General features: G+C 59.0%; 23 protein-coding genes. 7 read left to right on the top strand and 16 right to left on the bottom strand.

The annotated features are described in order from the left end of the window. Positions 1 to 14: 14 nt before the first annotated feature. The 12 genes from ACP7D9_RS23260 to ACP7D9_RS23205 form a co-directional block, all read right to left on the bottom strand. Positions 15 to 926 (bottom strand): LysR family transcriptional regulator, encoded by a 912-nt coding sequence (locus ACP7D9_RS23260; RefSeq protein ID WP_426159720.1) that lies wholly within the window; start codon positions 924 to 926, stop codon positions 15 to 17. A gap of 42 nt (positions 927 to 968) precedes the next feature. Next, the gene (locus ACP7D9_RS23255; protein ID WP_313002334.1) at positions 969 to 1,505 is read right to left on the bottom strand and encodes a 2,4'-dihydroxyacetophenone dioxygenase family protein; all 537 of its coding nucleotides are present in this window, start codon (positions 1,503 to 1,505) and stop codon (positions 969 to 971) included. A 141-nt stretch (positions 1,506 to 1,646) separates the two neighbouring features. After that, positions 1,647 to 3,071, bottom strand: coding sequence for an amino acid permease (locus ACP7D9_RS23250; RefSeq protein WP_101159106.1), 1,425 nt, complete (start codon positions 3,069 to 3,071; stop codon positions 1,647 to 1,649). 380 nt (positions 3,072 to 3,451) lie between these two features. Further along, positions 3,452 to 4,777 (bottom strand): isocitrate lyase, encoded by a 1,326-nt coding sequence (gene aceA / locus ACP7D9_RS23245; protein ID WP_016775277.1) that lies wholly within the window; start codon positions 4,775 to 4,777, stop codon positions 3,452 to 3,454. Between the two features lie 474 nt (positions 4,778 to 5,251). Then, complete coding sequence (locus tag ACP7D9_RS23240; protein ID WP_426159719.1) at positions 5,252 to 6,013, bottom strand: secretin N-terminal domain-containing protein; 762 nt, start codon at positions 6,011 to 6,013, stop codon at positions 5,252 to 5,254. Positions 6,014 to 6,158: 145 nt separating this feature from the next. Next, positions 6,159 to 6,584, bottom strand: a complete 426-nt coding sequence (locus ACP7D9_RS23235) for a GNAT family N-acetyltransferase (RefSeq protein WP_025108996.1) — start codon at positions 6,582 to 6,584, stop codon at positions 6,159 to 6,161. Further along, entirely contained in the window at positions 6,577 to 7,746 is a 1,170-nt protein-coding gene (locus ACP7D9_RS23230) for a cupin domain-containing protein (RefSeq protein WP_130900627.1), read from the bottom strand. The genes ACP7D9_RS23235 and ACP7D9_RS23230 overlap by 8 nt, the downstream gene beginning before the upstream one ends. A gap of 85 nt (positions 7,747 to 7,831) precedes the next feature. Then, positions 7,832 to 9,202: an adenylosuccinate lyase gene (gene purB / locus ACP7D9_RS23225; RefSeq protein ID WP_003223822.1), complete on the bottom strand. Its 1,371-nt coding sequence runs from the start codon at positions 9,200 to 9,202 to the stop codon at positions 7,832 to 7,834. A 126-nt stretch (positions 9,203 to 9,328) separates the two neighbouring features. After that, entirely contained in the window at positions 9,329 to 9,952 is a 624-nt protein-coding gene (gene hflD / locus ACP7D9_RS23220; RefSeq protein WP_016775273.1) for a high frequency lysogenization protein HflD, read from the bottom strand. Then, positions 9,949 to 11,073 carry a tRNA 2-thiouridine(34) synthase MnmA gene (gene mnmA / locus ACP7D9_RS23215; protein WP_313002364.1) on the bottom strand — a complete coding sequence of 375 codons (1,125 nt, stop codon included), beginning with the start codon at positions 11,071 to 11,073 and terminating at the stop codon, positions 9,949 to 9,951. The genes hflD and mnmA overlap by 4 nt, the downstream gene beginning before the upstream one ends. Before the next feature lie 59 nt (positions 11,074 to 11,132). Further along, entirely contained in the window at positions 11,133 to 11,579 is a 447-nt protein-coding gene (locus tag ACP7D9_RS23210; RefSeq protein ID WP_426159718.1) for an NUDIX hydrolase, read from the bottom strand. 211 nt (positions 11,580 to 11,790) lie between these two features. Next, complete coding sequence (locus ACP7D9_RS23205; RefSeq protein ID WP_426159717.1) at positions 11,791 to 14,016, bottom strand: NADP-dependent isocitrate dehydrogenase; 2,226 nt, start codon at positions 14,014 to 14,016, stop codon at positions 11,791 to 11,793. Positions 14,017 to 14,497: 481 nt separating this feature from the next. Here ACP7D9_RS23205 and icd point away from each other — a divergent pair, with 481 nt between their 5' ends. Further along, entirely contained in the window at positions 14,498 to 15,754 is a 1,257-nt protein-coding gene (icd, locus tag ACP7D9_RS23200; RefSeq protein ID WP_024013414.1) for an NADP-dependent isocitrate dehydrogenase, read from the top strand. A 74-nt stretch (positions 15,755 to 15,828) separates the two neighbouring features. Here the strand turns inward: icd and cspD are convergent, their stop codons facing one another. Continuing rightward, the gene (gene cspD, locus ACP7D9_RS23195; RefSeq protein WP_101159101.1) at positions 15,829 to 16,089 is read right to left on the bottom strand and encodes a cold shock domain-containing protein CspD; all 261 of its coding nucleotides are present in this window, start codon (positions 16,087 to 16,089) and stop codon (positions 15,829 to 15,831) included. Positions 16,090 to 16,313: 224 nt separating this feature from the next. Here cspD and clpS point away from each other — a divergent pair, with 224 nt between their 5' ends. Next, the gene (gene clpS / locus ACP7D9_RS23190) at positions 16,314 to 16,697 is read left to right on the top strand and encodes an ATP-dependent Clp protease adapter ClpS (protein WP_011334948.1); all 384 of its coding nucleotides are present in this window, start codon (positions 16,314 to 16,316) and stop codon (positions 16,695 to 16,697) included. Between the two features lie 30 nt (positions 16,698 to 16,727). Beyond that, the gene (gene clpA, locus ACP7D9_RS23185) at positions 16,728 to 18,998 is read left to right on the top strand and encodes an ATP-dependent Clp protease ATP-binding subunit ClpA (protein WP_016775266.1); all 2,271 of its coding nucleotides are present in this window, start codon (positions 16,728 to 16,730) and stop codon (positions 18,996 to 18,998) included. Positions 18,999 to 19,533: 535 nt separating this feature from the next. Here clpA and infA read toward each other — a convergent pair. From infA to aat, 3 genes are all read right to left on the bottom strand, one after another. Then, the gene (gene infA, locus ACP7D9_RS23180) at positions 19,534 to 19,752 is read right to left on the bottom strand and encodes a translation initiation factor IF-1 (RefSeq protein ID WP_002553999.1); all 219 of its coding nucleotides are present in this window, start codon (positions 19,750 to 19,752) and stop codon (positions 19,534 to 19,536) included. Positions 19,753 to 19,864: 112 nt separating this feature from the next. Continuing rightward, complete coding sequence (locus ACP7D9_RS23175; protein WP_101159100.1) at positions 19,865 to 20,572, bottom strand: arginyltransferase; 708 nt, start codon at positions 20,570 to 20,572, stop codon at positions 19,865 to 19,867. A gap of 58 nt (positions 20,573 to 20,630) precedes the next feature. After that, positions 20,631 to 21,311, bottom strand: coding sequence for a leucyl/phenylalanyl-tRNA--protein transferase (gene aat / locus ACP7D9_RS23170; RefSeq protein ID WP_101159099.1), 681 nt, complete (start codon positions 21,309 to 21,311; stop codon positions 20,631 to 20,633). 522 nt (positions 21,312 to 21,833) lie between these two features. Here aat and ftsK point away from each other — a divergent pair. The 4 genes from ftsK to crcB all read left to right on the top strand — a co-directional run bounded on the left by ftsK (position 21,834) and on the right by crcB (position 26,779). Further along, on the top strand, positions 21,834 to 24,242 hold the full coding sequence (gene ftsK, locus ACP7D9_RS23165; RefSeq protein WP_041477069.1) for a DNA translocase FtsK: 2,409 nt from the start codon (positions 21,834 to 21,836) through the stop codon (positions 24,240 to 24,242). Positions 24,243 to 24,309: 67 nt separating this feature from the next. Next, positions 24,310 to 24,930, top strand: coding sequence for an outer membrane lipoprotein chaperone LolA (gene lolA / locus ACP7D9_RS23160; protein ID WP_426159716.1), 621 nt, complete (start codon positions 24,310 to 24,312; stop codon positions 24,928 to 24,930). Positions 24,931 to 25,082: 152 nt separating this feature from the next. Beyond that, the gene (locus tag ACP7D9_RS23155) at positions 25,083 to 26,405 is read left to right on the top strand and encodes a replication-associated recombination protein A (RefSeq protein WP_426159715.1); all 1,323 of its coding nucleotides are present in this window, start codon (positions 25,083 to 25,085) and stop codon (positions 26,403 to 26,405) included. Then, positions 26,405 to 26,779 carry a fluoride efflux transporter CrcB gene (crcB, locus tag ACP7D9_RS23150; RefSeq protein WP_016775261.1) on the top strand — a complete coding sequence of 125 codons (375 nt, stop codon included), beginning with the start codon at positions 26,405 to 26,407 and terminating at the stop codon, positions 26,777 to 26,779. The genes ACP7D9_RS23155 and crcB overlap by 1 nt, the downstream gene beginning before the upstream one ends. Positions 26,780 to 26,791 lie beyond the last annotated feature (12 nt).

The following is a 26,791-nucleotide window of genomic DNA, read 5'->3' as shown; positions in this document are numbered from 1 at the left end:
TGATAGGTGAGCGATCAGCCGCGCTCGGTGTTCCACGGACTCTGCGCGAGTTTCTGTTCAAGAAAGTCGCGGAACACGCGGATCCTGGGGCTGAGGTGCTTGCGATTGGTGTAGATCAGATAAATCGGTTCGAAACGGTCCGGGCCGTAGCTTTGCAGCAGCGGGATCAAGCGGCCTTCGCGGATGTCGTGGCCGATATGAAACTCGGCCAACTGCACAATGCCGGCCCCGCTGAGTGCCAGGTCACGCAGCAGATCGCCTTGGGCGAACGTCGCTTTGGGAATCACCGGGATGCTGATCGGGTGGCCATCGATGAGAAAATCCCAGTCATTCCACACACTATTGAAGCCAAAGCTGAAACACGTGTGATCGAGTAACTCCCGCGGGTGCTCCGGCGTTCCCTGGCGGGCGAGGTAGTCCGGGGACGCGCAGATGATCCAGCGACTCTGGCCGATTTTGCGAGCGATCCGTGTGGAGTCAGGCAATACGCCGCTGTGAATCGCCAGATCCAGGCCTTGGTCGAACTGATCGGAGAACTGCGCGCCGATCTGGATATCGACAGCAAGCCCGGGGTAGGCCGCTAAAAACTCCGGCAGCCATGGAATGATCTGGTGTTTGGCGAACGTCGACATCGTGTGAATCCGCAGCGTGCCACTGACCCGCGTCGGAAACGCTTCGGCCAGTGAGTCCGCCTCGGCCATCGCATTGATTACCGCACGGGCGCTGACCAGATACGCGGCGCCTTCTTCAGTCAGCGACAAACTGCGTGTGCCGCGTTGAAACAGGCGCACCTGCAAGCGATCCTCCAGGCGGGAGATCAGCTTGCTGATGGCCGAAGGCGTCAGACCGTGCGCGCGAGAGGCCGCTGAAAAGTTACCGTGCTCTGTGGCCCAAAGAAACGCCAACAGCTGCGAGTAGTTATCCAATGCTTGCCTCCCGTGTCGATCAGGCGCCTGCCACGGCGCGGATCAGCGAATGAACTGTTCGATGTAGTCGTCTGGCAGTCCGAGCTTTTTGTAATGCGCGCGGGCCGTTTCCAGTTTGGTGAAAACGTCTTCGTAGCCGACCGCTACGCCTTGTGGATCGACGTAGGTATAACCGCCCTGTACATGAAACCAGGTGATCATTTCTTCGACATCTTCCGGCACGAACAATGTGTGAGTCTCTCCCGGCGGCTCGAACGCGAATGAACCTTGCTCGGCGACCCAGTCATGCTCCAGATAATACCAGCGGCCCTTCAGCACCATCGCGTGGACCCCGCCGGTGTGGCGGTGACGCGAGAGCACACCGCTTTTGCGCACGCGCAACAGATTGATGTAGTAGCCACCGGAAACACTGAGCAGTACCGGTTTGAACGACACCGAATCCGTCACCGGCACCCACAGTTGATCGTCTTCCAGCCATTGGTCGAGTACGCCAGGGTGGACCATGTCAGGTGCCATGTATGGCACTTGCGGCAGTTGATAAGGGATGGCCAGTTCGTCAGGTTTGGGCGCAATCGTCATCAGGCGTTCCTTGTGGTTTTTGAAAACCCCGGCGATAGGTAGGTTGGCCGGGGCTTAAGCAGATTAGGGAGCGGATCGGTTGTGAAAAAGAGGCTCGTCGGCACACTCACTATGACGCCACGTCATAGCGGCAGCCGGTTTTCAGGACAATGCTTGCGCCGTGACGTTTTCAGTCGGGGCCATGGCGCTGCGTCGCGCCGACAGCTCGGGCTGCGATTTCTGCAAACAAGCGCCGATGATCACCAGCACCGTCGTAAGGCCGAGGGTGGAGAGCAGTTCTGCGCGTTGGCCGGGGAAGGCCGCCATGATCGCGAATACCCCGAGGATGAACCCGATCGTCAGAACGGTCAGGTACGGAAACATCCACATTCGCACTTCGAGTTTCTTGCCTTGGGCGACGAGTTTTCGGCGCATGCACAATTGCGTAACGGCAATCACCAGATACATCAGCAAGGCCAATGCGCCGCTGGTGGCCAGCAGGAACTGAAACACTTGCCTGGGTAGCAGGTAGTTGGCGGTCAGTGCCGTCAGGGCGGCGAGCGATGTCAGCGCGACGGCCAGCAACGGCACGCCGTGACGGGTGGTGTGCGAAACGGCTTTAGGCGCATCACCGCGACGGGCCAGCGAATAAGCCATGCGTGAAGCGGTATAAATCGCCGAGTTCAGGCAACTGGTTACCGCCACCAGCACGACGATGCTCATGATCTGCGGCGCCCATGGAATGTTCATCGCACTCAATACCGCCTGGTAAGAACCCTGCGCCAGATCCGCAGCGTTCCACGGAATCAGGCAGACCACCACGAACATCGAGCCGAGGTAGAACAGGCCCAGACGCCAGACCACGGCGCGAATGGCTTTCTTGATATTAGCCTTGGGATCCCTGGATTCAGCGGCGGCAATAGTGACCACTTCGCTGCCCTGAAAGCTGAACATGGCGGTCAGCAACCCGGCGACGATTGCCACATTGCCATTGGGGGCGAAGCCACCGTTGGCGTAGAGATTGGAAATCCCGCTCGTTGAGGAACCCGGCAAAATGCCGAAAATCGCCAGCACGCCGAGGATGATGAAACCCACGATCGACACGACCTTGAACAATGACAACCAGTATTCCAGAGTACCGAACGAGCCGACGCTGAGGCTGTTGCACAGGATCAACGCAAACGTCACGCCGAAAGCCGCCATCCAATGGGCAATCCCCAGCCAGTCGCCAAGAATGTTGCCGGCGACAATGGCTTCAATGGCAATCACCAACACATAAAACCACCAGTACAGCCAGCCAATGGAAAAACCGGCCCAGCGACCGATCGCCTGATCGGCGTAGGAAGAGAACGACCCCGTGTCAGGCCGTGCAGTCGCCATTTCGCCGAGCATCTGCATGACCAGCACCACGATGACCGCTGCGCAGACATACGACACCAGCACCGCAGGGCCGGCGGTGGCGATGGCATTGCTTGAACCGACAAAAAGACCGGCGCCAATCACGCCGCCGATCGAAATCATCGTCACCTGCCGTCCTTTCAAGCCATTCCCTAGCTCGTTGTTAGCCTTGTCTTTGTCATCACGCATCGGCTGATACCTCGAATGAACGTCTTTATTATTGTCTGGAGCGCCGCAACGACACGGCGATGGGCCGTACCCTAAGCGTTTAGAGAAAAAGGCATTAGCCCCAAACGGTTCAAACAGGGTGTGAACTGTCGTCACAGGTAGCGGGAATTGACGTTGAAGTTGCCGTAGGCTGAGATCCTTTGATCTGGTTTTTCAGGATAAAGATCAAGAGATCGCAGCCTGTGGCGACTCCTGCTGGGGCGGGGGCATTTGTTCAAGGGCGCATTGCGGGGCTGAATCGCAGACAAAAAAACGCCCCGAACCAGTCGGGGCGTCAGTCTTGCGGCTCTGCGGTTAGCTTTTGTTCGATCCGCAGAGGCCGTTTGCTCAGCGAAGCACTATCAGTGGAACTGCTCTTCTTCGGTCGAACCGGTCAGCGCGGTCACCGACGACGAGCCGCCCTGGATCACGGTGGTCATGTCGTCGAAGTAGCCGGTGCCCACTTCCTGCTGGTGCGCAACAAAGGTGTAACCCTTGGCGGCGTCAGCGAATTCCTGCTCCTGAAGCTTCACGTAGGCAGTCATGTCGTTGCGGGCGTAGTCGTGCGCCAGGTTGAACATGCTGTGCCACATGTTGTGAATGCCGGCCAGGGTGATGAACTGGTGCTTGTAACCCATGGCAGACAGTTCACGCTGGAACTTGGCGATGGTCGCGTCGTCCAGGTTCTTCTTCCAGTTGAAGGACGGCGAGCAGTTGTACGACAGCAGCTGGTCCGGGTATTCCTTCTTGATCGCCTCAGCGAAGCGACGGGCTTCTTCCAGATCCGGCTTGGCGGTTTCGCACCAGATCAGATCGGCGTATGGCGCGTAAGCCAGACCACGGGCGATGGCCTGATCCAGACCGGCGCGAACCTTGTAGAAACCTTCCTGGGTGCGCTCGCCAGTCACGAAGGGCTGGTCGTACGGGTCGCAGTCGGAAGTCAGCAGGTCTGCCGCGTTGGCATCGGTACGCGCCAGAATGATGGTTGGGGTGCCGGCAACGTCAGCCGCCAGACGCGCAGCGGTCAGCTTCTGCACGGCTTCCTGGGTTGGCACCAGAACCTTGCCGCCCATGTGGCCGCATTTCTTCACGGAAGCCAGCTGGTCTTCGAAGTGAACGCCGGCGGCGCCTGCTTCGATCATGCTTTTCATCAGCTCGTAGGCGTTCAGTACGCCGCCGAAACCGGCTTCAGCGTCCGCGACGATTGGCGCGAAGTAATCGATGTAGCCGTCATCGCCCGGGTTCTTGCCGGCTTTCCACTGGATCTGGTCAGCGCGACGGAACGAGTTGTTGATGCGCTTGACCACGGTCGGCACCGAGTCCACCGGGTACAGCGACTGATCCGGGTACATGGATTCGGCGGAGTTGTTGTCCGCAGCCACCTGCCAGCCGGACAGGTAGATCGCCTGGATACCGGCCTTGACCTGCTGAACAGCCTGGCCGCCAGTCAGGGCGCCCATGCAGTTGACGAAATCTTTCTCTGGACGGAAGGACGGCTTGGCACCCTGGGTGACCAGGTTCCACAGCTTCTCGGCGCCCATCTTCGCGAAAGTGTGCTCAGGCTGAACCGAGCCACGCAGACGGACCACGTCAGCAGCGGAGTAAGTGCGTGTCACGCCTTTCCAGCGCGGGTTCTCAGCCCAGTCTTTTTCGAGGGCTGCAATTTGCTGTTCGCGTGTCAGTGCCATGGAGATAAACCTCGTCGCGTCTTTTATGAAAAGTTGTTCTGCGGTGGAAAATTCCTGCGCTCGCTGACCAGAAGCTTAGGTGGTCAAGTGGGATTTGGCGGGGTAGGCGACGGGATGAACGATGAGCTCGAGGGGAAGTGAGCAGGTAGTGGCGGACTGCGGGCGCATGCGGGCGTCGTGGGCCTTTATACGGACAACAGCGTGAAGCCGGGTTACCTAAATACGCTTCCGTCCCTCGGGACAACTTCGTTCCAGTCGGCAACCTCGTCAAACACACCTTGTGGGCGGTACAGACACGAAGCGGTTCGCGGGGTAGGTGCGAGGGGCGCTTCGAAGGCCCTTGCCAGGGCCTCTGATTAGCGGGAGCGAGGCCATCATGCCTTCGCTTTTTTGCCTCGTCAAACGTTTTGTAGTGCTTTTTTTGAGGCACTACATCTTTCGTCTAATACGACTAATCAGTCAGTTTTCGGTGCTTTAGTCCAGCGTGTCGACTTTCACCCGCAAGGTCATGTCATCGCGGCCTTGAGTCGAGTAGCTGCGGGTCAGGCCTTGTTTATCGGCCTGTGTCTGGCTGTTGACACCTGCCAGAGTGATCCATTCGCCGAGGCGTCCGGTGACTGTTGTGTCGGTGCTTTGCACGTTCACTACATCGGGACGTTCCTGGCTCATGCGGTCACGGTTGGTACTGATCGCCAGATGAACGGTTTCGCCAGTGACGCTGGCGGTGACATAGAAACCCTGGGTGACGTTGCGGTATTGAGTCTCGCTGCTGTAACCGCCGTAGGAATCGCTTTGCGTGTTGGTGATCGGTACGCTCTGGCCGACCTGAATCAGCGCCGGCGTGCCTTCACTGGTGTGCACTTGCTGGACGCCGCCGTTACGGCTGGTGGTGCTGCGGCTGATGATCCGGGTCTGACTCGGCTGGGCGCCGTTGACCGAGTAGCCTTCGTCGCCGCGGCCATTGTTTTCATTGGTATCGACGGTGATCAGCAAGCGCTTGGGCGCAGTGTCGAGTTGCGCCAGCAGGTCCTTCAGCTCCTGAATCTTGCCCGGCTCGGCTTTGACGATCAGTTGGTTGCCGTAAGCGCTGACCTGACCGTCCTGGCCGATGAAGTCCTGCGCGACCGGCAGCATGTCGGCGCTGGTGTGGTACTTGAGGGGGACGATTTCTGTGGCTGCCAGCACCGAAAAACTGCAGCCGAGCAGCAGGGTGGTGAGCAGGGTGCGTAGGGACATGTCCGTTATCTCCTCGTTCGAAAGGCTTGATATTGCCAGTTTGTCGGCCCGGGGTGGGGCAAGTTGAATCGTAGACAGCAAAACGCCCCGGCATCGGTGGATGGCGGGGCGTGTTTTGCCTGCTCGCGAAGGTCGCGCCGCGGTCTTAAGCCGAATGCCGAACCATGTCGACATGCGGAATCCCGGCCTCGAGGAATTCCTCGCTGACCAGGCTGAAACCCAGGCGCTCATAGAACGCCGTGGCCTGCACCTGTGCGCTGAGCATTTGCTGCTTCAATCCGCGCGCTTCAGCTTCGGCGATGACCGCTTGCATCAGCGCATCGCCGACCTTCATTCCGCGCCAGTCTTTCAGCACCGAGACCCGCCCGATGTGCCCATCGGGCAGCAGTCGTGCCGTGCCAATCGGGAAGTCGCCTTCGAACGCCAGAAAATGCACGGCGGTCGCGTCATCCGCGTCCCACTCAAGCTCGGGTGGCACCGATTGTTCGGCGATGAACACCGTTTCACGAATGCGCCGGATCTCGGCGATATCCTTCTGCCAGTCTGCGACACGAACGCGAATTTTATTCATCGGCGAACCCCAGACTTCCTTGCTTGACCAGTTCGCAGAGCAGGCTGCGACCGTCTTCATCGCTCAGCCACTGGCCGAGGTTGTCAGCGTGCAGGGCGTCAGCGGCGCAGATCAGCTTCAGCAGCTCGCGCAATTTGCCCGGCAGATAACGGCTCTGGCCGCTGGCGAACAGCAGCAGGTCGTCATCGACTTCCGACCAGGCCAGACGCGCGCTCGGGTTGCGGATCAGCACGGCGCCGTCCTGCAGGGCGGCGAGGAAATCTTCCTCCTCGACGTCTTCCGGACCGACCACCAGTTCCGGGTAGCGCGGCTCGGTCATGTACTGGCCGAACCAGGTCAGCAGCAGGCGCTCGTCGCTCATGTGTTCGGCGAGCAGGCTTTTCAGGCGATCCAGCGCATCGTGTTGAATCTGGTGCGGGTCGACCGCCGGCTTGGCGTCGGCATCGGTATAGCGCTCTTCGTCAGTCAGGAACTGGCTGAGGAAGTCGGTGAAGTGGGTCAGCACTTCAGCGGCACTTGGCGCGCGGAAGCCGACCGAGTAGGTCATGCAGTTATCGACTGCGACACCGCAATGGGCCAGACGCGGCGGCAGGTAGAGCATGTCGCCCGGCTCCAGCACCCATTCTTCGGTCTCATGGAATTCGGCGAGGATGCGCAAATCGGCGTGTTGCAGCAACGGGCTCTCGGAATCGCACATCTGGCCGATTTTCCAGTTGCGCTTGCCGTGGCCCTGCAGCAGGAAGACGTCGTAGTTGTCGAAATGCGGGCCGACGCTGCCGCCCGGTGCGGCGAAGCTGATCATCACGTCGTCGACGCGCCAGCTCGGCAGAAAGCGGAAGTTTTCCAGCAGTTCGCTGACTTCCGGCACGAACTGATCCACCGCCTGCACCAGCAGAGTCCACTCTTTCTCCGGCAGTTTGCTGAACTCGTCTTCGGCGAACGGGCCGCGACGCAGTTCCCACGGGCGCTCGCCGTGTTCGATGACCAGACGCGATTCGACTTCTTCTTCAAGGGCCAGGCCAGCCAGTTCGTCGGCGTCGATCGGGCTTTCGAAGTCAGGAATTGCCTGACGGATCAGCAGCGGTTTTTTCTGCCAGTAGTCGCGCAGGAATTCGCGTGCTGTGAGGCCGCCCAGAAGTTGAAGAGGAATATCGGAATTCATATGTAACCTATTGAAAAAAGTGCTTTTTCAGACGGGAATAAAAACGCCCGGCGCGGCCGGGCGTCTCAAACGGGCAAACGGTCGATCAGATGCGTTTGGCTTGTGCCACAGCGTTGCCGATGTAGTTGGCCGGCGTCAGTTGCTTGAGCTCGGCTTTGGCTTCGGCTGGCATGTCCAGACCATCGATGAAAGTCTGCAACGCTTCAGGGCTGATGCCCTTGCCACGGGTCAGTTCTTTCAGCTTTTCGTACGGGTTTTCGATGTTGTAGCGGCGCATCACGGTCTGGATCGGCTCGGCCAGGACTTCCCAGCACGCGTCGAGGTCAGCGGCAATCTTCTGCTCGTTGAGTTCGAGTTTGCTGATGCCTTTGAGGCTGGCTTCGTAAGCGATCACGCTGTGGGCGAAGCCGACGCCGAGGTTGCGTAGGACGGTGGAGTCGGTCAGGTCGCGCTGCCAGCGGGAGATCGGCAGTTTGCTCGCCAGATGCTGGAACAATGCGTTGGCGATGCCCAGGTTGCCTTCGGAGTTTTCGAAGTCGATCGGGTTGACCTTGTGCGGCATGGTCGACGAACCGATTTCGCCCGCGATGGTGCGCTGCTTGAAATAACCCAGGGAGATGTAGCCCCAGATGTCACGGTCGAAGTCGATCAGGATGGTATTGAAGCGCGCGATCGCGTCGAACAGCTCGGCGATGTAATCGTGCGGTTCGATCTGCGTGGTGTACGGGTTGAAGCCCAGGCCCAGCTCGTCTTCGATAAAGGCGCGGGCGTTGGCTTCCCAGTCGATCTGCGGGTAGGCCGACAGGTGCGCGTTGTAGTTGCCCACAGCGCCGTTGATCTTGCCCAGCAGTGGCACCGCAGCGACCTGAGCGATCTGGCGCTCGAGGCGGTAAACCACGTTCGCCAGCTCTTTACCCAGAGTGGTCGGCGAAGCCGGCTGACCGTGGGTGCGCGACAGCATCGGCACGTCGGCGAAACGGATGGCCAGTTCGCGGATGGCGTTGGCGGTCTGGCGCATCAGCGGCAGCATCACGTCGTCACGGCCTTCGCGCAGCATCAGCGCGTGGGACAGGTTGTTGATGTCTTCGCTGGTGCAGGCAAAGTGGATGAATTCGCTGACCTTGGCCAGCTCCGGCAGCTTGGCCGCCTGCTCTTTGAGCAGGTATTCGATCGCTTTGACGTCGTGGTTGGTGGTGCGCTCGATCTCTTTGACGCGCTCGGCGTGCTCCAGCGAGAAGTTTTCAGCCAGTTCGTTGAGAACGGCGTTGGCCTCGGCGGAGAAGGCCGGCACTTCAGGGATGCCAGCGTGGGCGGCCAGGCGCTGGAGCCAGCGCACTTCAACCAGAACGCGGGCACGGATCAGGCCGTACTCGCTGAAAATCGGGCGCAGGGCCTGGGTTTTGCCGGCGTAGCGGCCGTCAACAGGGGAAACCGCAGTGAGCGAAGAGAGCTGCATGGGGTGTTCTCGGACAGTCGGGCAACGAAATGGGGCGCGTATCATACATGAAAAAATCCGCCGGTCCGTCGCCAACTGACCGGCGTATTACGCGTTACAGACTATAAAGCCTTCATCACGCGACGTTTACTCGCTGCGCATCAACGGATAAAGCTCTTTGAGCAGCTTGCGGCGGCTGATCACCAGCTGCCAGCGGTGGCCGCCGAGTTGTCGCCACAGGCGTGCCGAACGAATCCCGGCCAGCAGCAGGGCGCGAATCTTCGAAGCGTTGCTTGGTTGCTGCAAGTTGCGCATGTCGCCATGCACCTGAATGCGCTGGCGCAGGGTGCTCAAGGTGTCCTGGTACAGCGCACCGCAAGCGGCCACGACGTTTTCGTGGGCCGGGCCGAAGTGCTCCACCTGCGCCTGGATCTGCGGCAGGCGTTTGGCGATCGTTTCGAGCATGTCGTCACGCTTGGCCAGTTGCCGCTCCAGACCCAGCATCGACAAGGCGTAGCGCAATGGCTCGCGCTGCAAGGTGCTCGGATCGCGCTCCAGGGCGCCAATCAATGCGCGGTAACCCTCGCGCAGATTGATGTCATCGCCGCCGTACACATCGAGGGTATCTTTCGGATCACGCACCAGCAGGCTGCCGAGCATGCAGCTCAGGCCGGCCTCGTTGGTCTGGCCGGTCTTGGCGATGCGGTCGACCAGCACGGCGGCGAGAAACACACCACCCAGCGCCGTCAGTTGCTCCTGAGTCGGGCTCATGCCTGGCCGCTCCACGGCTCTGCCACTTCAATCACACCACCGCCGAGGCAGATCTCGCCGTCATAGAACACCACCGATTGGCCCGGCGTCACCGCGCGCTGCGGTTCGTCGAACACGGCGCGATAACCGCTGGCGGTTTTTTCCAGGGTGCAGGCCTGATCGCTCTGGCGATAACGCACTTTCGCCGTCAGGCGCAGCGGTTGGCTCAGGTCGATCGGGTTGACCCAGTAGATGTCCGAAGCGAGCAGGGCGCCGGAGAACAGCCACGGATGGTTGTTGCCTTGGCCGACGATCAGCTCGTTGGTTTCCAGATCCTTGCGCAGCACGTACCACGGCTCATCGCCGGCATCTTTCAAACCGCCGATGCCAAGGCCCTGGCGCTGGCCGATGGTGTGGTACATCAAGCCGTGGTGACGGCCGATGACTTCGCCTTCGGTGGTTTTGATCTCACCCGGTTGCGCCGGCAGGTATTGCTTGAGGAAATCGCTGAAACGGCGCTCGCCAATGAAGCAGATTCCGGTGGAATCCTTCTTCTTGGCGGTCGCCAGTTCGTATTTCTCGGCAATCGCGCGGACTTCAGGCTTTTCCAGTTCGCCGACCGGGAACAGGGTCTTGGCAATCTGTTCGCCGCCGACGGCGTGCAGGAAGTAGCTCTGATCCTTGTTCGGATCGAGGCCCTTGAGCAGTTCGGTGCGGCCATCGATGTCGCGGCGGCGCACGTAATGGCCGGTGGCGATCAGGTCGGCGCCCAGCATCATCGCGTAGTCGAGGAACGCCTTGAACTTGATCTCGCGGTTGCACAGGATGTCCGGGTTCGGCGTGCGTCCGGCCTTGTATTCGGCCAGGAAGTGCTCGAACACGTTGTCCCAGTACTCGGCAGCGAAGTTGGCGGTGTGCAGTTTTATGCCGATCTTGTCGCAGACAGCCTGAGCATCCGCCAGGTCGTCCATGGCGGTGCAGTATTCCGTTCCGTCGTCTTCTTCCCAGTTCTTCATGAACAGGCCTTCCACCTCATAACCCTGCTCGATCAGCAGAAGGGCAGAAACGGAAGAGTCCACGCCGCCGGACATGCCGACAATGACGCGCTTCTTGGATGTATCAGAAGGGGCTGGATCACGCATAGGGATTCAATGAGTGTCTTGGAAAAGGGCGCGATTCTAGCAGGCTCGCAGCCGCAAGGCTAAAGAGAAGGGCGGATGAGTTCGAGGCTGAAGTGATGACCGGCCAGATAATCGTCGATGCAACGGATGATCAGCTCGCTGCGCCAGTTGTCGCGCTGGGCGATTAATTCCTCGCGGGTCAGCCACTTGGCGCCGACGATGCCGTCGTCTAGCGGGTAATCCGGATGGTGCTGCACCGCTTTGGCGCTGAAGCATACGCGCTGGTAAGTCACGCCATTGCTCGGCGCGGTGTACAGATAAATGCCGATCACCCCGGTGGGTTCGACGTCCCAGCCGGTTTCTTCGAGGGTTTCGCGAATGGCAGCGTCGATCAGCGTTTCATCCGGATCGAGATGCCCGGCGGGCTGGTTGAGCACATTACGCCCGCCTTTGTGCTCTTCGACCATCAGGAAACGGCCATTGTCCTCGACGATCGTGGCGACGGTGATGTGGGGGAGCCATTCCATAAGTCATCCTCAATTTTGAAAACGTAATGAAATCGATGTGGGAGCGGGCTTGCTCGCGAAGCGACGGGTCAGTCACCGAAGAGGTTGAATGATAAACCGCATTCGCGAGCAAGCCCGCTCCTACATCGATCTGTATTTCAAAGGTAAATGGATGTGAGGCACAAACACAAACCCCGGCACAGGGCCGGGGTTTGTTTACCGCATTACAACCTTAAACCAGCGCAGCAATCGCCGCGTTGAAGGTTGCGCTTGGGCGCATGGCCTTGCTGATCAGCTCGGCGTCGGCGTGGTAGTAACCGCCGATGTCGACTGGCTTGCCCTGAACGGCGTTGAGCTCGGCAACGATGGTTGCTTCGTTCTCGGTCAGGGTTTTCGCCAGAGTCGCGAACTGCGCTTGCAGTGCAGCGTCTTCAGTCTGGGCGGCCAGGGCCTGAGCCCAGTACATCGCCAGATAGAAGTGGCTGCCGCGGTTGTCGATGTTGCCGACTTTGCGCGATGGCGACTTGTTGTTGTCGAGGAACTGGCCAGTAGCCTGGTCCAGGGTTTTCGACAGCACCAGTGCTTTCGGGTTGTTGTAGTTCACGCCCAGATGCTCGAGGGAGGCGGCGAGGGCGAGGAACTCACCCAGCGAATCCCAGCGCAGGAAGTTTTCTTCAACCAGTTGCTGCACGTGCTTCGGTGCCGAACCGCCAGCGCCGGTTTCGAACAGACCGCCGCCATTCATCAGCGGCACGATCGACAGCATCTTGGCGCTGGTGCCCAGTTCCATGATCGGGAACAGGTCGGTCAGGTAGTCACGCAGTACGTTGCCAGTCACCGAAATGGTGTCCTTGCCTTCGCGAGTGCGCTGCAGGGTGTATTTCATTGCATCGACCGGCGCCATGATCTGGATGTCCAGACCGGCGGTGTCGTGATCCTTCAGGTAAGCCTGAACCTTCTCGATCACCACGCCGTCGTGAGCGCGCATCGGGTCGAGCCAGAAAATTGCCGGAGTGCTGCTCGCGCGAGCGCGGTTGACGGCCAGTTTGACCCAGTCCTGGATCGGCGCGTCTTTGGTCTGGCACATGCGGAAGATGTCGCCGGCTTCGACAGCCTGTTCCATCAGCAGCTTGCCTTTGCTGTCGGTCACGCGAACCACGCCGTCAGCCTTGATCTGGAAGGTCTTGTCGTGCGAGCCGTATTCTTCGGCTTTTTTCGCCATCAGACCGACGTTCGGCACGCTGCCCATGGTGGTTGGGTCGAAAGCGCCATTGGCTTTGCAGTCTTCAATCACGGCCTGGTAGATGGTCGCGTAGCAACGATCCGGGATCACAGCCTTGGTGTCGTGCAGTTGACCGTCGGTGCCCCACATCTTGCCCGAATCACGGATCATCGCTGGCATCGAGGCGTCGACGATAACGTCGCTCGGCACGTGCAGGTTGGTGATGCCTTTGTCGGAGTTGACCATCGCCAGCGACGGACGAACCGCGTAGACCGCTGCGATATCCGCTTCGATCTGCGCTTGCTGCTCGGCTGGCAGGGCCTTGATCCGTGCGTACAGATCACCGATGCCGTTGTTCAGGTTAAAGCCGATCTGGTTCAGCACGTCAGCGTGCTTGGTCAGCGCGTCCTTATAGAACTCGGCAACGATCTGGCCGAACATGATCGGGTCGGAGACCTTCATCATGGTCGCTTTCAGGTGAACCGAGAGCAGTACGCCTTGGGCTTTGGCGCTTTCGATTTCAGCAGCGATGAACGCGCGCAGGGCGTTTTTGCTCATCACGGCGCAGTCGAGGATCTCGCCGGCCTGAACGGTGGTTTTTTCTTTCAGAACGGTCGCGGTGCCGTCTTTGGCGATCAGTTCGATCTTCACGGCGTCAGCGGCGTCGATCAGGGCAGCTTTTTCGCTGCCGTAGAAATCGCCGGTGCTCATGTGAGCGACGTGGGACTTGGAGTCTTTGGCCCAAGCGCCCATTTTGTGCGGGTGCTTGCGCGCATAGTTCTTCACCGACAGCGGTGCGCGACGGTCAGAGTTGCCTTCACGCAGAACCGGGTTCACGGCGCTGCCCTTGACCTTGTCGTAACGCGCCTTGGCGTCTTTGTCGGCGTCGCTGATCACGGTTTCCGGATAGTCCGGCAGGTTGTAGCCCTGCGCCTGCAGCTCTTTGATCGCGGCTTGCAGTTGTGGCACCGAAGCACTGATGTTCGGCAGCTTGATGATGTTGGCTTCAGGCGTAACGGCCAGGTCGCCCAGTTCGGCGAGGTGGTCGGCTACGGCTTTGTCGCCCAGTTGCTCGGGGAAGCTGGCCAGAATACGTGCTGCAAGAGAGATATCGCGGGTTTCCACGGCGATATCGGCCGAGGCGGTGTAGGCCTCGATGATCGGCAGCAGGGAATAGGTGGCGAGGGCAGGAGCTTCGTCGGTGAAGGTATAGATGATCTTCGAGCGGGTGGGCATATTCGGATTAACTCTCTCTTCTTTGCTAAAGCGTGCGCAGAAACTCGAGGGGCGCCGGGTAAGCGCGTTCGTTCAAAGTCATCCATGAACCGAATGTCGAGATTCTTCGCGGTGATGTTGGGTGCATCAGTAGAGCGTCAAGCAGTCAGGCTGCGGTAACAACCCGACCAATCAGGCGGAAAGTCTCGTGCTAGAGAGGCCAGCCGTCGTGACCCTGTGGTCAGCGGGCGGCATTATACATAGGTAGCTGGCAATCTGCCGATGGTTCATATGCAACGATTCTCGTCCATTGGTCTAAAGGTCGCAGGGCGCGGCCGGGCAGAGACTTGTCATGAATGCTGGAGTTTGGCGCTTTTCCCTTTGCATTCAGGCTTGTACGAAACGAGATGTGCGCGGCGCCGGAACATAGGGTTTGCGTGTTGATTCAACTGGGTTACGCTCGAAGCAAGCCAGGTGTTCAATCCAAACAATGGAGTTCAGCATGGGTTACAAGAAGATTCAGGTTCCGGCCGTCGGCGACAAAATCACCGTCAATGCAGACCATTCTCTCAATGTTCCTGATAACCCGATCATCCCCTTCATTGAGGGTGACGGTATTGGTGTCGACATCAGTCCGGTGATGATCAAGGTTGTCGATGCTGCTGTTGAAAAGGCCTACGGCGGCAAGCGCAAGATTTCCTGGATGGAAGTCTACGCTGGCGAGAAAGCCACCCAGGTTTACGATCAGGACACCTGGCTGCCGCAGGAAACCCTCGACGCCGTCAAGGATTACGTGGTTTCCATCAAAGGTCCGCTGACCACACCGGTCGGTGGTGGCATCCGCTCGCTGAACGTGGCCCTGCGTCAGCAACTCGACCTGTACGTCTGCCTGCGTCCGGTGCGCTGGTTCGAAGGCGTGCCGAGCCCGGTGAAAAAGCCCGGCGATGTCGACATGACCATCTTCCGCGAAAACTCCGAGGACATTTACGCCGGTATCGAATGGAAGGCCGGTTCGCCGGAAGCCACCAAGGTCATCAAATTCCTTAAAGAAGAAATGGGCGTTACCAAGATCCGTTTCGACGAAAACTGCGGCATAGGCGTCAAGCCGGTATCGCGCGAAGGCACCAAGCGTCTGGCACGCAAGGCTCTGCAATATGTGGTCGATAACGACCGCGATTCGCTGACCATCGTGCATAAAGGCAACATCATGAAGTTCACCGAAGGTGCCTTCAAGGAGTGGGCTTACGAAGTAGCGGCCGAAGAATTCGGCGCGACCCTGCTCGACGGCGGTCCGTGGATGCAGTTCAAGAACCCGAAAACCGGCAAGAACGTGGTGGTGAAGGACGCTATTGCCGACGCCATGCTCCAGCAGATCCTGCTGCGTCCGGCCGAATACGATGTGATCGCTACGCTTAATCTCAACGGCGACTACCTGTCCGACGCCCTCGCTGCGGAAGTGGGGGGTATCGGTATTGCGCCGGGCGCCAACCTGTCCGACACCGTGGCGATGTTCGAGGCGACCCACGGTACTGCGCCGAAGTACGCCGGCAAGGATCAGGTCAACCCCGGTTCGCTGATTCTCTCGGCCGAGATGATGCTGCGTCATATGGGCTGGACAGAAGCTGCAGACCTGATCATCAAGGGCACCAACGGTGCGATCGGCGCGAAGACTGTTACTTATGATTTCGAGCGTTTGATGGATGGCGCGAAGCTGGTGTCGTCTTCCGGGTTTGGAGATGCGTTGATTTCGCATATGTAAAGCGCGGACAACCAAAAAAACCGTCTGATTTTTCAGGCGGTTTTTTTAATGGCTGGGGTTCAGGCGGAAATCAGTCAGCTGATCGCTTGAGCCGTCGCCGCAACGCCGACAGCGGGGTCGGACGCGGCAACAACGACGTTGTGAATTTCGATCGCATGCAGGCCCTTTGGCCCTTGAATGATATCGAATTTCACGGCCTGGCCGGCCTTGAGGGTCTTGTATCCATCCATCTTGATTGCCGAGTAATGTGCAAACAGATCTTCTGTCTTGCCATCCTCGTTGATGAACCCGTACCCCTTGGCATTGTTGAACCATTTCACCTTGCCGACCGCCATGCTCAAATCCCTCTGCAACAGTCTCCATCGCTGGAGTATCATCCACGACATCCGCAATCGAATTCGATAAAAGAATTGACTCTGCGGATCTTTTTTACCCACTGTGGGCTCTATTGGTTGTAACACCGTTTTCCCGATAGTCAAGGTGACCGGGCAGTCGTAGTTGAAAACGTGTGCAACCGCCCCCACCACTGTATTCGCACAACTGACGAACCTTTTTTTCCATGCATGCAATCAGCCAGATTCGACTAACATTCAATCAGGATCGCCCGCTTCTCCAAAAGGATCTTCCACAGGAGCACGACGACGATTCGGCAGGCGTTGCTGTTCAGGAAGCAAAGCCCGCGTTACAGGCGCCGCCTATGTACAAGGTGGTTTTGTTCAATGATGACTACACACCGATGGATTTCGTCGTCGAAGTGCTCGAGGTGTTTTTTAACCTGAATCGCGAGCTGGCGACCAAGGTCATGCTGGCCGTCCATACAGAAGGGCGGGCAGTATGTGGAGTGTTTACCCGCGACATCGCCGAGACAAAGGCCATGCAGGTCAACCAGTACGCCAGGGAAAGCCAGCATCCGCTACTCTGTGAAATCGAGAAGGACGGTTAATCGCCGACCACTTGGGTATGAGGTGAAGCTATGTTAAACCGCGAGCTCGAAGTCACCCTCAATCTTGCCTTCAAGGAGGCTCGTTCGAAGCGTCATGAGTTCATGACCGTCGAACATCTCCTGCTGGCCCTATTGGATAATGAGGCTGCCGCCACCGTTTTGCGTGCCTGCGGCGCAAACCTCGACAAACTCAAGCATGATCTGCAGGAGTTCATCGACTCCACCACACCATTGATCCCCGTGCATGACGAGGATCGCGAAACCCAGCCTACCCTGGGCTTCCAGCGTGTCCTGCAGCGTGCTGTTTTTCACGTACAGAGCTCGGGCAAGCGCGAAGTGACCGGCGCCAACGTGCTTGTGGCCATCTTCAGTGAGCAAGAGAGTCAGGCCGTGTTCCTGCTGAAACAGCAGAGCGTGGCACGCATTGATGTCGTCAATTACATCGCCCATGGCATTTCGAAAGTGCCGGGGCACGGCGATCACTCTGAAGGTGAACAAGATATGCAGGACGACGAGGGCGGTGAGTCTTCTTCTTCAGGCAATCCTCTGGATGCTTATGCCAGCAACCTCAACGAACTTGCGCGCCAGGGTCGCATTGATCCGCTGGTCGGTCGTGAATCGGAAGTTGAGCGAGTCGCGCAGATCCTCGCGCGCCGGCGCAAGAACAATCCGCTGCTGGTCGGCGAAGCAGGCGTGGGTAAAACCGCAATTGCCGAAGGCCTGGCCAAGCGCATCGTCGACAACCAGGTGCCGGATCTGCTGGCCAATGCGGTTGTTTATTCCCTCGATCTTGGCGCTTTGCTCGCGGGCACCAAATATCGCGGTGATTTCGAGAAGCGCTTCAAGGCGCTGCTCAATGAGCTGAAAAAACGCCCGCAGGCGATCCTGTTCATCGACGAGATCCATACCATCATTGGTGCGGGTGCTGCGTCCGGTGGTGTCATGGACGCGTCCAACCTGCTCAAACCGCTGCTGTCGTCTGGCGACATTCGTTGCATCGGCTCGACCACGTTCCAGGAGTTTCGCGGCATCTTCGAGAAGGACCGTGCCTTGGCGCGTCGCTTCCAGAAGGTCGATGTTGTGGAGCCGTCGGTGGAAGACACCATCGGTATCCTGCGCGGGTTGAAAGGGCGTTTCGAGCAGCATCACAATATCGAATACAGCGACGAGTCGTTGCGTGCCGCCGCTGAACTGGCGTCGCGCTACATCAATGATCGGCATATGCCGGACAAAGCCATCGATGTAATCGACGAGGCGGGCGCCTACCAGCGTCTGCAGCCGGTGGAGATGCGCGTTAAACGTATCGAAGTGCCGCAGGTCGAAGACATCGTTGCGAAAATCGCCCGAATTCCGCCAAAACACGTCACCAGTTCCGACAAGGAGCTGCTGCGTAATCTTGAGCGTGACCTGAAGCTCACGGTGTTTGGTCAGGACGCGGCGATTGATTCGCTGTCGACGGCGATCAAGCTGTCCCGCGCCGGCCTCAAGTCGCCGGACAAACCGGTCGGTTCGTTCCTGTTCGCCGGGCCTACCGGTGTCGGTAAAACCGAGGCCGCGCGACAGCTGGCCAAGGCGCTGGGCATTGAACTGGTGCGTTTCGACATGTCCGAGTACATGGAGCGGCACACCGTATCGCGTCTGATCGGTGCGCCTCCGGGCTATGTCGGTTTTGATCAGGGCGGTCTGCTGACCGAGGCGATCACCAAGCAGCCGCATTGCGTATTGCTGCTCGATGAAATCGAGAAGGCGCATCCGGAAGTCTTCAACCTGCTGTTGCAGGTCATGGATCACGGTACGCTGACCGACAACAACGGGCGCAAGGCGGATTTCCGCAATGTGATCGTGATCATGACCACTAACGCCGGTGCCGAAACGGCTGCTCGCGCTTCGATCGGTTTCACCCATCAGGACCACTCGTCCGATGCGATGGAAGTGATCAAGAAGAGTTTCACGCCGGAATTCCGTAACCGTCTGGACACCATTATCCAGTTTGGTCGCCTCAGTCATGAGGTCATCAAAAGCGTGGTGGACAAGTTCCTCACCGAGTTGCAGGCGCAGCTGGAAGACAAGCGTGTGTTGCTCGAGGTGACCGATGCGGCGCGCAGCTGGCTGGCGGCGGGTGGTTATGACTCGGCGATGGGTGCACGTCCGATGGCGCGTCTGATCCAGGACAAGATCAAGCGTCCGCTGGCGGAAGAGATTCTGTTTGGCGAACTCGCCGAGCATGGCGGTGTGGTGCACATCGACATCAAGGATGGTGAGCTGACGTTTGACTTCGAGACTACGGCAGAAATGGCCTGACGGCTTGATGTGGATTGGAAAGGCGCCTTCGGGCGCCTTTTTGTTGTCCGGTGTTTTTGGGCTTTGGGTGCATATCCGTTGCTGCGGGGATGGCTTATTGCGGTTTCGCCCTTACGGCGAGTCACCTTTTTCAAGCGCCAAAAAGGTAACCCAAAACGCTAGCTCCTGCGTTCGGCCCTCGCAGGCTCGGGTTCCTTCGCTCCGGGACTGATCCGGGCGCAGCGGCTACGGTTTGCTTCGCTGCACCTCCTTGCGCTGTGTACGACTGCGTCGTACGGTCGCTGCGCTCCTACGCCCGGATCAATCCCTCCACTCAGCCTTCCGACGTCGCCGGTGGATCAAGATCAAAAGCGGTACTCGAGCTAACGCTCATTGTGTAGGAGCTGCCGAAGGCTGCGATCTTTTGATTTGCATGCTGTAAGCGCGAAACCGCCAGCGGCAACGCCCCCAGCAACGGATAAGTCCCCAGCCCCCAAGCCTCAAACCGCAGACACAAAAACGCCCGGCATAACCCGGGCGTTCTGTATTGACTTGATTAGCGAGCGCGGTAAGTGATACGCCCTTTGCTCAGGTCATAGGGCGTCAGCTCGACGCGCACTTTGTCACCGGTAAGAATACGAATGTAGTTCTTGCGCATCTTGCCGGAAATATGCGCGGTTACGACGTGCCCATTTTCCAACTCCACACGAAACATGGTGTTGGGCAGGGTGTCGACGACAGTGCCTTCCATTTCGAAGCTGTCTTCTTTCGACATGCAGTAAAGCCCTCGGTATCCAATGAATGGCCCGGTGCAACTGCGCCAGGCAAAAGCGGCGTGCATTGTGCCCGAAAAATGGGGTTTACGCCAAGGGGTTTAGGCCGCAGGTTTAGTTCAGGACGACCCAGCGCTGATTGATCAGCAATTCTATGGGCCGATATTGCGTCTTGTAGTTCATCTTTTTGCAGTTCTTGATCCAGTAACCCAGGTACACCGCCTCAAGCCCCAGCCGCTGGCTTTCGGCGATTTGCCAAAGGATCGCGTAACGACCGAGGCTGCGGCGTTCTTCGTTCGGTTCGTAAAAGGTGTACACCGCCGACAAGCCGTTAGGCAGCAGATCGGTCACCGCCACCGCGAGCAACCGTCCGTCGAGCCGGAATTCATAGAAGCGCGAAAAGGGCAGGTCACGCACCAGGAATGTCGAAAACTGATCACGGCTCGGCGGGTACATGTCGCCGTCGGCATGGCGCTGTTCGATGTAGCGCTGGTAGAGGTCGAAATACTCTTCGCTGAATTGTGGTTTGACCGGTTGCACCTGCAAATCGGCGTTACGTTTGTAGATACGCTTCTGCTGGCGATTGGCGAGGAACTGCCCGGAAGGAATGCGCGCAGGTACGCAGGCATTGCAGTTCTGGCAATGCGGCCGGTACAGATGATCGCCACTGCGACGAAAGCCCATTTCCGACAGGTCTGCGTAGACATGCACATCCATGGGCTGACTCGGGTCGAGGAACAGCGTCGTGGCCTGCTCCTCGGGCAGATAACTGCAGGAATGGGGCTGAGTGGCATAGAACTTCAAACGCGCCAACTCGGTCATGAATCAACCCTCGGGATAAGCTGGTGGATTAAGTGTAAGCCACCTGCGCAAATGTCGCTCAGCAAACCCAGGTCGCCGAATTCGGTTGATCAAGATGACGCTGCAGATACTCGGCGAATTCGCCGCGCGGGATCGAGCGCGCACCCAGGCTGTGCAGGTGATCGGTCGGCATCTGACAGTCGATCAGTACAAATCCGGTGGCTTTCAAATGCGCTACCAGGGTGGCGAAGCCGTATTTGGAAGCATTGTCAGCGCGGCTGAACATCGACTCGCCAAAAAACAATTGGCCCATCGCCAGGCCATACAGCCCGCCAACCAGTTGTCCATCGTCCCAGACCTCTACCGAATGGGCGAAACCACGCCGATGCAACTCCACGTAAGCGTTTTGCATGGGCTCAGTGATCCAGGTGCCGTCGGCGTAGTCGCGGGGCGCGGCGCAGGCACGGATGACGGCGTCGAAATCCTGATCGAAGGTCACCTGGTAACGCTGCTTGCGCAGCAGTTTGCCGAGGCTGCGCGAAACGTGCAGCTCGTCGGGAAACAGCACGGTGCGTGGGTCCGGTGACCACCAGAGAATCGGCTGGCCCTCGGAAAACCAGGGGAAGCAACCATGGCGATAGGCCTGGATCAGGCGATCAGCGGACAGATCACCACCGGCGGCGAGCAATCCGTTCGGCTCGCGCATGGCTTTTTCCAGTGGCGGAAAGGTCAGGGAGGTACGTTGTAACCAAGTCAGCATGGCATCCAGGCTTGCAGAAGGGGAGGGCGGTCAGGGGCGCGCACGCCCGTGAAAGAGTTTGCCGCGAAACGGCGCCGATGTCCTGCACAGATGTCTGGTGCGGTTGCGCATTGAGCTGCAACTTGATGTGTCGTCCGTGGTCGTAAGCGTGACCGTATCGATGCCTTTTAGGCATTTACGTGCGGTGGCGCTGGCAAGCTTCGCTACGTTCATCAATTACAGCTCATAAGCCTTTGTCACAAAAGACAATGCATGCTCCAATTGCAACCCAGTGCGTGTGCATTTGGCGATGCTCAAGGTCGAGGCCGCAAGCATGGCATCGGACGCGCAAACCCGTACAATGCCGGGTTGTGACGCACTTTATGTTGCGCACCGTGTTTATGGCTGTGTTTATAAAACCAGTGGCACAGTGTTAAAAGTAGTCTCAGTTGAGCTTTTCACCTTTTCTATCTGCCTGGACTGGGCAGTTTTTTATCGTCATTCAATAGATGGACGCGCCTCGGGCGCAGGAAAAGAAGCGTTTTGAAGAAGACCACCGAAGCACCCAAAACAGTCGTTCCGCTCTGGCGCCAGCAACTGCACTACCGGCTCAAGGAAGGTGCACTGATTGCCATTGGCGCCTTGTGCCTGTTCCTGATGATGGCCTTGCTGACCTACGGCAAGGACGATCCGGGCTGGAGCCATAACAGCAAGATCGACGATGTGCAGAACTTCGGCGGCCCGGCCGGCTCGTACAGCGCCGATATCCTGTTCATGGTGCTCGGCTACTTCGCCTATATCTTCCCGTTGCTGCTGGCGGTCAAGGCGTATCAGATCTTCCGTCAACGCCATGAACCGTGGCAGTGGAGCGGCTGGCTGTTTTCCTGGCGCCTGATCGGTCTGGTATTCCTCGTGCTCTCCGGTGCTGCGCTGGCGCACATTCATTTCCACGCCGCGACCGGTTTGCCGGCCGGCGCTGGCGGGGCCCTGGGCGAAAGCCTTGGCGATCTGGCGAAGAATGCGCTGAACATTCAGGGCAGTACGCTGCTGTTTATCGCTTTGTTCCTGTTCGGTCTGACCGTATTCACCGATCTGTCGTGGTTCAAGGTGATGGACGTCACCGGCAAGATCACCCTCGACCTGTTCGAACTGTTCCAGGGGGCGCTCAACCGCTGGTGGTCGGCGCGCACCGAGCGCAAACAACTGGTCGCGCAATTGCGTGAGGTCGATGACCGCGTCCACGATGTGGTTGCACCGACTGTCACCGACAAGCGCGAGCAGGCCAAGGTCAAGGAACGCCTCATCGAGCGCGAGCAAGCGCTGAGCAAGCACATGTCCGACCGCGAGAAGCAGGTGCCACCGGTCATTGCGCCGGCACCGGCCAAGGCGCCAGAGCCGAGCAAGCGCGTGCAGAAAGAGAAGCAGGCGCCATTGTTCGTCGACAGCGCGGTGGAAGGCACGTTGCCGCCGATCTCGATTCTTGATCCTGCGGAAAAGAAACAGCTCAACTATTCGCCCGAGTCGCTGGCAGCGGTCGGTCACTTGCTGGAAATCAAGCTCAAGGAGTTCGGTGTCGAGGTCACGGTGGATTCGATCCATCCGGGCCCGGTGATTACCCGTTACGAAATCCAGCCGGCTGCAGGCGTGAAAGTCAGCCGCATCGCCAACCTGGCCAAAGACTTGGCGCGTTCGCTGGCGGTGACCAGTGTGCGGGTGGTCGAGGTGATTCCGGGCAAGACTACCGTCGGTATCGAAATCCCCAACGAAGACCGCCAGATCGTGCGTTTCTCCGAGGTGCTGTCGACCCCCGAGTACGACAACTTCAAATCGCCGGTCACCCTGGCGCTCGGTCATGACATCGGCGGCAAGCCGGTCATCACCGACCTGGCGAAGATGCCGCACTTGCTGGTGGCCGGTACCACCGGTTCCGGTAAATCCGTGGGCGTGAACGCAATGATCCTGTCGATCCTGTTCAAGTCCGGCCCGGACGATGCCAAGCTGATCATGATCGACCCGAAAATGCTCGAGCTGTCGATCTACGAAGGTATTCCGCACCTGCTCTGCCCGGTAGTGACGGACATGAAGGACGCTGCCAATGCCTTGCGCTGGAGCGTTGCCGAGATGGAGCGGCGCTACAAGCTGATGGCGAAAATGGGCGTGCGTAACCTGTCCGGCTTCAACGCCAAGGTCAAGGAGGCCCAGGATGCCGGAGAACCGTTGAGCGATCCGCTGTACAAGCGCGAAAGCATTCACGATGAAGCGCCGCTGCTGCAAAAACTGCCAACCATCGTCGTGGTGGTCGACGAATTCGCCGACATGATGATGATCGTCGGCAAGAAGGTTGAAGAACTGATCGCCCGTATTGCGCAGAAGGCGCGTGCGGCGGGGATTCACTTGATTCTTGCGACCCAGCGTCCTTCGGTAGACGTGATCACTGGCCTGATCAAGGCCAACATCCCGACTCGCATGGCGTTCCAGGTTTCGAGCAAGATCGACTCGCGAACCATCATCGATCAGGGTGGCGCCGAGCAACTGCTGGGTCACGGTGACATGCTCTACATGCCGCCGGGCACCAGCCTGCCGATCCGGGTCCACGGTGCGTTCGTCTCCGACGATGAGGTTCACCGCGTGGTCGAGGCGTGGAAACTGCGCGGCGCGCCGGAGTACAACGACGACATCCTCAACGGTGTCGAAGAGGCGGGCAGCGGCTTTGAAGGCAGTAGCGGTGGTGGCGACGGTGATGATCCGGAAGCCGACGCGCTGTATGACGAAGCGGTGCAGTTCGTCCTCGAAAGCCGTCGTGCGTCGATTTCCGCCGTTCAGCGCAAGCTGAAGATCGGCTACAACCGTGCCGCGCGTATGATCGAGGCGATGGAAATGGCCGGCGTCGTTACCTCAATGAACACCAACGGTTCGCGTGAAGTCCTGGCCCCGGGCCCGGTACGCGACTGAAACGCTACGACTCGGGTGGCGCAATGACGCGCCACCTGCTCTTCCACGAGTATTCAAGAGGACTCTCATGCGCCTTATCCGCATGCTGTTGCCAGTACTGGCGCTGACCACACTCACGGCGCACGCCGATGAAAAGGACGTGGCGCGTCTGACCCAATTGCTCGAAACATCGAAAACCCTGTCGGCGAACTTTTCGCAGTTGACCCTCGACGGCAGCGGCACCCAATTGCAGGAGACGACCGGCAACATGACCCTGCAGCGTCCGGGCCTGTTTTACTGGCACACCAACGCACCGGCCGAGCAGACCATGGTTTCCGACGGCAAGAAGGTTACCCTGTGGGACCCGGACCTGGAACAGGCGACTATCAAGAAGCTCGACGAGCGTCTGACCCAGACGCCGGCGCTGCTGCTGTCCGGTGATGTGTCGAAGATCAGCCAGAGCTTCGATATCAGCGCGAAAGAGGCGGGCGGTGTGATCGATTTCACCCTCAAGCCGAAGACCAAAGATACCCTGTTCGACAACCTGCGCCTGTCGTTCCGCAACGGCCTGCTCAATGACATGCAACTGATTGACAGCGTTGGCCAGCGCACCAATATCCTGTTTACCGGGGTTAAGGCCAACGAAGCCGTGCCGTCGTCCAAATTCAAGTTCGACATTCCCAAGGGTGCCGACGTTATCCAGGAGTAACCACCATTCCAAATGTGGGAGCGGGCTTGCTTGCGAGTGCGGTGTATCAGTTTATTCACATGCCAACTGACACACCGCATTCGCGAGCAAGCCCGCTCCCACAGGGTGTAATGTTGGTCCTGGTATTCAAATAGAGGTTTCAACGCTACGTGATGGATCTGTTTCGCAGTGCACCGATTGCCCAACCTCTGGCCGCGCGTCTGCGTGCGGCCAATCTGGATGAGTACGTCGGTCAGGAACACGTGCTCGCTCGCGGTAAGCCTCTGCGTGAGGCGCTGGAGCAGGGCGCGCTGCATTCGATGATCTTCTGGGGGCCGCCGGGCGTGGGCAAAACCACCCTTGCACGCTTGCTCGCGGAAGTCTCCGATGCGCACTTCGAAACGGTTTCGGCGGTGCTCGCCGGGGTCAAGGAAATCCGTCAGGCCGTTGAAATCGCCAAGCAGCAGGCCGGCCAGTACGGCAAACGCACGATCCTCTTTGTCGATGAAGTGCACCGCTTCAACAAGTCGCAGCAGGATGCCTTTCTGCCCTACGTTGAAGACGGCACGCTGATCTTTATCGGTGCCACCACTGAAAACCCCTCTTTCGAACTCAATAACGCTCTGTTGTCGCGTGCTCGCGTCTATGTGCTGAAAAGCCTCGACGAAGCGGCGCTGCGCAAACTGGTGCACCGCGCACTCACCGAAGAGCGCGGGCTGGGCAAGCGCAACCTGACGCTGAGCGATGAAGGTTTTCATATGCTGCTGTCCGCCGCTGATGGCGATGGGCGGCGTCTGCTCAATCTGCTGGAGAACGCCTCCGACCTGGCTGAAGACAACAGCGAAATCGGCACCGAGCTGCTGCAAAGCCTGCTCGGTGATACACGCCGGCGTTTCGACAAAGGCGGTGAAGCGTTCTACGACCAGATCTCGGCGCTGCACAAATCGGTGCGCGGCTCCAACCCCGACGGCGCGCTGTACTGGTTTGCGCGGATGATCGACGGTGGCTGCGATCCGCTTTATCTGGCCCGGCGCGTGGTGCGCATGGCCAGCGAAGACATCGGCAACGCCGACCCGCGTGCGCTGAGCCTGTGTCTCGCCGCGTGGGAGGTGCAGGAGCGTCTCGGCAGCCCGGAAGGCGAATTGGCGGTGGCCCAGGCCATCACTTATCTGGCCTGCGCGCCGAAAAGCAATGCGGTGTACATGGGCTTCAAAACCGCACTGCGTGCGGCTGCCGAAAACGGCTCGCTGGAAGTGCCGCTGCACCTGCGCAATGCACCGACCAAACTGATGAAGCAACTGGGTTACGGCGACGAGTACCGTTACGCCCACGACGAGCCGGACGCTTACGCCGCCGGTGAAGACTATTTTCCTGAAGAACTCGAGCCGATTCCGTTCTATCAGCCAGTGCCCCGTGGCCTGGAGTTGAAGATCGGTGAGAAGCTCAATCACCTTGCCCAACTCGACCGGTTGAGCCCTCGGCAGCGGAGAAAATAGTGGTTCCCTTGATCCTCGCAGTGTCGGTTGGCGGCGTTGCCGGCACCTTGTTGCGCTTCGCCACCGGTAATTGGGTCAGCGCCAATTGGCCGCGGCACTTCTATACCGCGACGCTGGCCGTTAATATCGTGGGCTGCCTGCTGATTGGCGTGTTGTACGGCCTGTTTTTGATACGTCCGGAGGTGCCGATCGAGGTGCGTGCCGGGTTGATGGTCGGCTTCCTTGGGGGGCTGACGACTTTTTCATCCTTTTCACTGGATACGGTGCGCCTGCTGGAAAGCGGGCAAGTGTTGCTGGCCCTGGGCTACGCGGCACTCAGCGTATTCGGCGGGCTGCTCGCCACGTGGGCCGGCCTGTCCCTGACCAAACTTTGATAACGAGAAACC

Origin of the sequence: Pseudomonas sp. TSRC2-2, assembly GCF_049897785.1 — a bacterium.
Classification (GTDB): Bacteria; Pseudomonadota; Gammaproteobacteria; order Pseudomonadales; family Pseudomonadaceae; genus Aquipseudomonas.
This window is presented reverse-complemented; position numbering and strand designations above follow the sequence as displayed.

Excerpts from the sequence above, each read along its gene's own strand:
- ACP7D9_RS23255 (WP_313002334.1), bottom strand. The coding sequence starts at position 1,505 with ATGACGATTGCGCCCAAACCTGACGAACTGGCCATCCCTTATCAACTG.
- ACP7D9_RS23250 (WP_101159106.1), bottom strand. The coding sequence starts at position 3,071 with ATGCGTGATGACAAAGACAAGGCTAACAACGAGCTAGGGAATGGCTTG.
- aceA (WP_016775277.1), bottom strand. The coding sequence starts at position 4,777 with ATGGCACTGACACGCGAACAGCAAATTGCAGCCCTCGAAAAAGACTGG.
- ACP7D9_RS23240 (WP_426159719.1), bottom strand. The coding sequence starts at position 6,013 with ATGTCCCTACGCACCCTGCTCACCACCCTGCTGCTCGGCTGCAGTTTT.
- ACP7D9_RS23235 (WP_025108996.1), bottom strand. The coding sequence starts at position 6,584 with ATGAATAAAATTCGCGTTCGTGTCGCAGACTGGCAGAAGGATATCGCC.
- ACP7D9_RS23230 (WP_130900627.1), bottom strand. The coding sequence starts at position 7,746 with ATGAATTCCGATATTCCTCTTCAACTTCTGGGCGGCCTCACAGCACGC.
- purB (WP_003223822.1), bottom strand. The coding sequence starts at position 9,202 with ATGCAGCTCTCTTCGCTCACTGCGGTTTCCCCTGTTGACGGCCGCTAC.
- hflD (WP_016775273.1), bottom strand. The coding sequence starts at position 9,952 with ATGAGCCCGACTCAGGAGCAACTGACGGCGCTGGGTGGTGTGTTTCTC.
- mnmA (WP_313002364.1), bottom strand. The coding sequence starts at position 11,073 with ATGCGTGATCCAGCCCCTTCTGATACATCCAAGAAGCGCGTCATTGTC.
- ACP7D9_RS23210 (WP_426159718.1), bottom strand. The coding sequence starts at position 11,579 with ATGGAATGGCTCCCCCACATCACCGTCGCCACGATCGTCGAGGACAAT.
- ACP7D9_RS23205 (WP_426159717.1), bottom strand. The coding sequence starts at position 14,016 with ATGCCCACCCGCTCGAAGATCATCTATACCTTCACCGACGAAGCTCCT.
- icd (WP_024013414.1), top strand. The coding sequence starts at position 14,498 with ATGGGTTACAAGAAGATTCAGGTTCCGGCCGTCGGCGACAAAATCACC.
- cspD (WP_101159101.1), bottom strand. The coding sequence starts at position 16,089 with ATGGCGGTCGGCAAGGTGAAATGGTTCAACAATGCCAAGGGGTACGGG.
- clpS (WP_011334948.1), top strand. The coding sequence starts at position 16,314 with ATGCATGCAATCAGCCAGATTCGACTAACATTCAATCAGGATCGCCCG.
- clpA (WP_016775266.1), top strand. The coding sequence starts at position 16,728 with ATGTTAAACCGCGAGCTCGAAGTCACCCTCAATCTTGCCTTCAAGGAG.
- infA (WP_002553999.1), bottom strand. The coding sequence starts at position 19,752 with ATGTCGAAAGAAGACAGCTTCGAAATGGAAGGCACTGTCGTCGACACC.
- ACP7D9_RS23175 (WP_101159100.1), bottom strand. The coding sequence starts at position 20,572 with ATGACCGAGTTGGCGCGTTTGAAGTTCTATGCCACTCAGCCCCATTCC.
- aat (WP_101159099.1), bottom strand. The coding sequence starts at position 21,311 with ATGCTGACTTGGTTACAACGTACCTCCCTGACCTTTCCGCCACTGGAA.
- lolA (WP_426159716.1), top strand. The coding sequence starts at position 24,310 with ATGCGCCTTATCCGCATGCTGTTGCCAGTACTGGCGCTGACCACACTC.
- ACP7D9_RS23155 (WP_426159715.1), top strand. The coding sequence starts at position 25,083 with ATGGATCTGTTTCGCAGTGCACCGATTGCCCAACCTCTGGCCGCGCGT.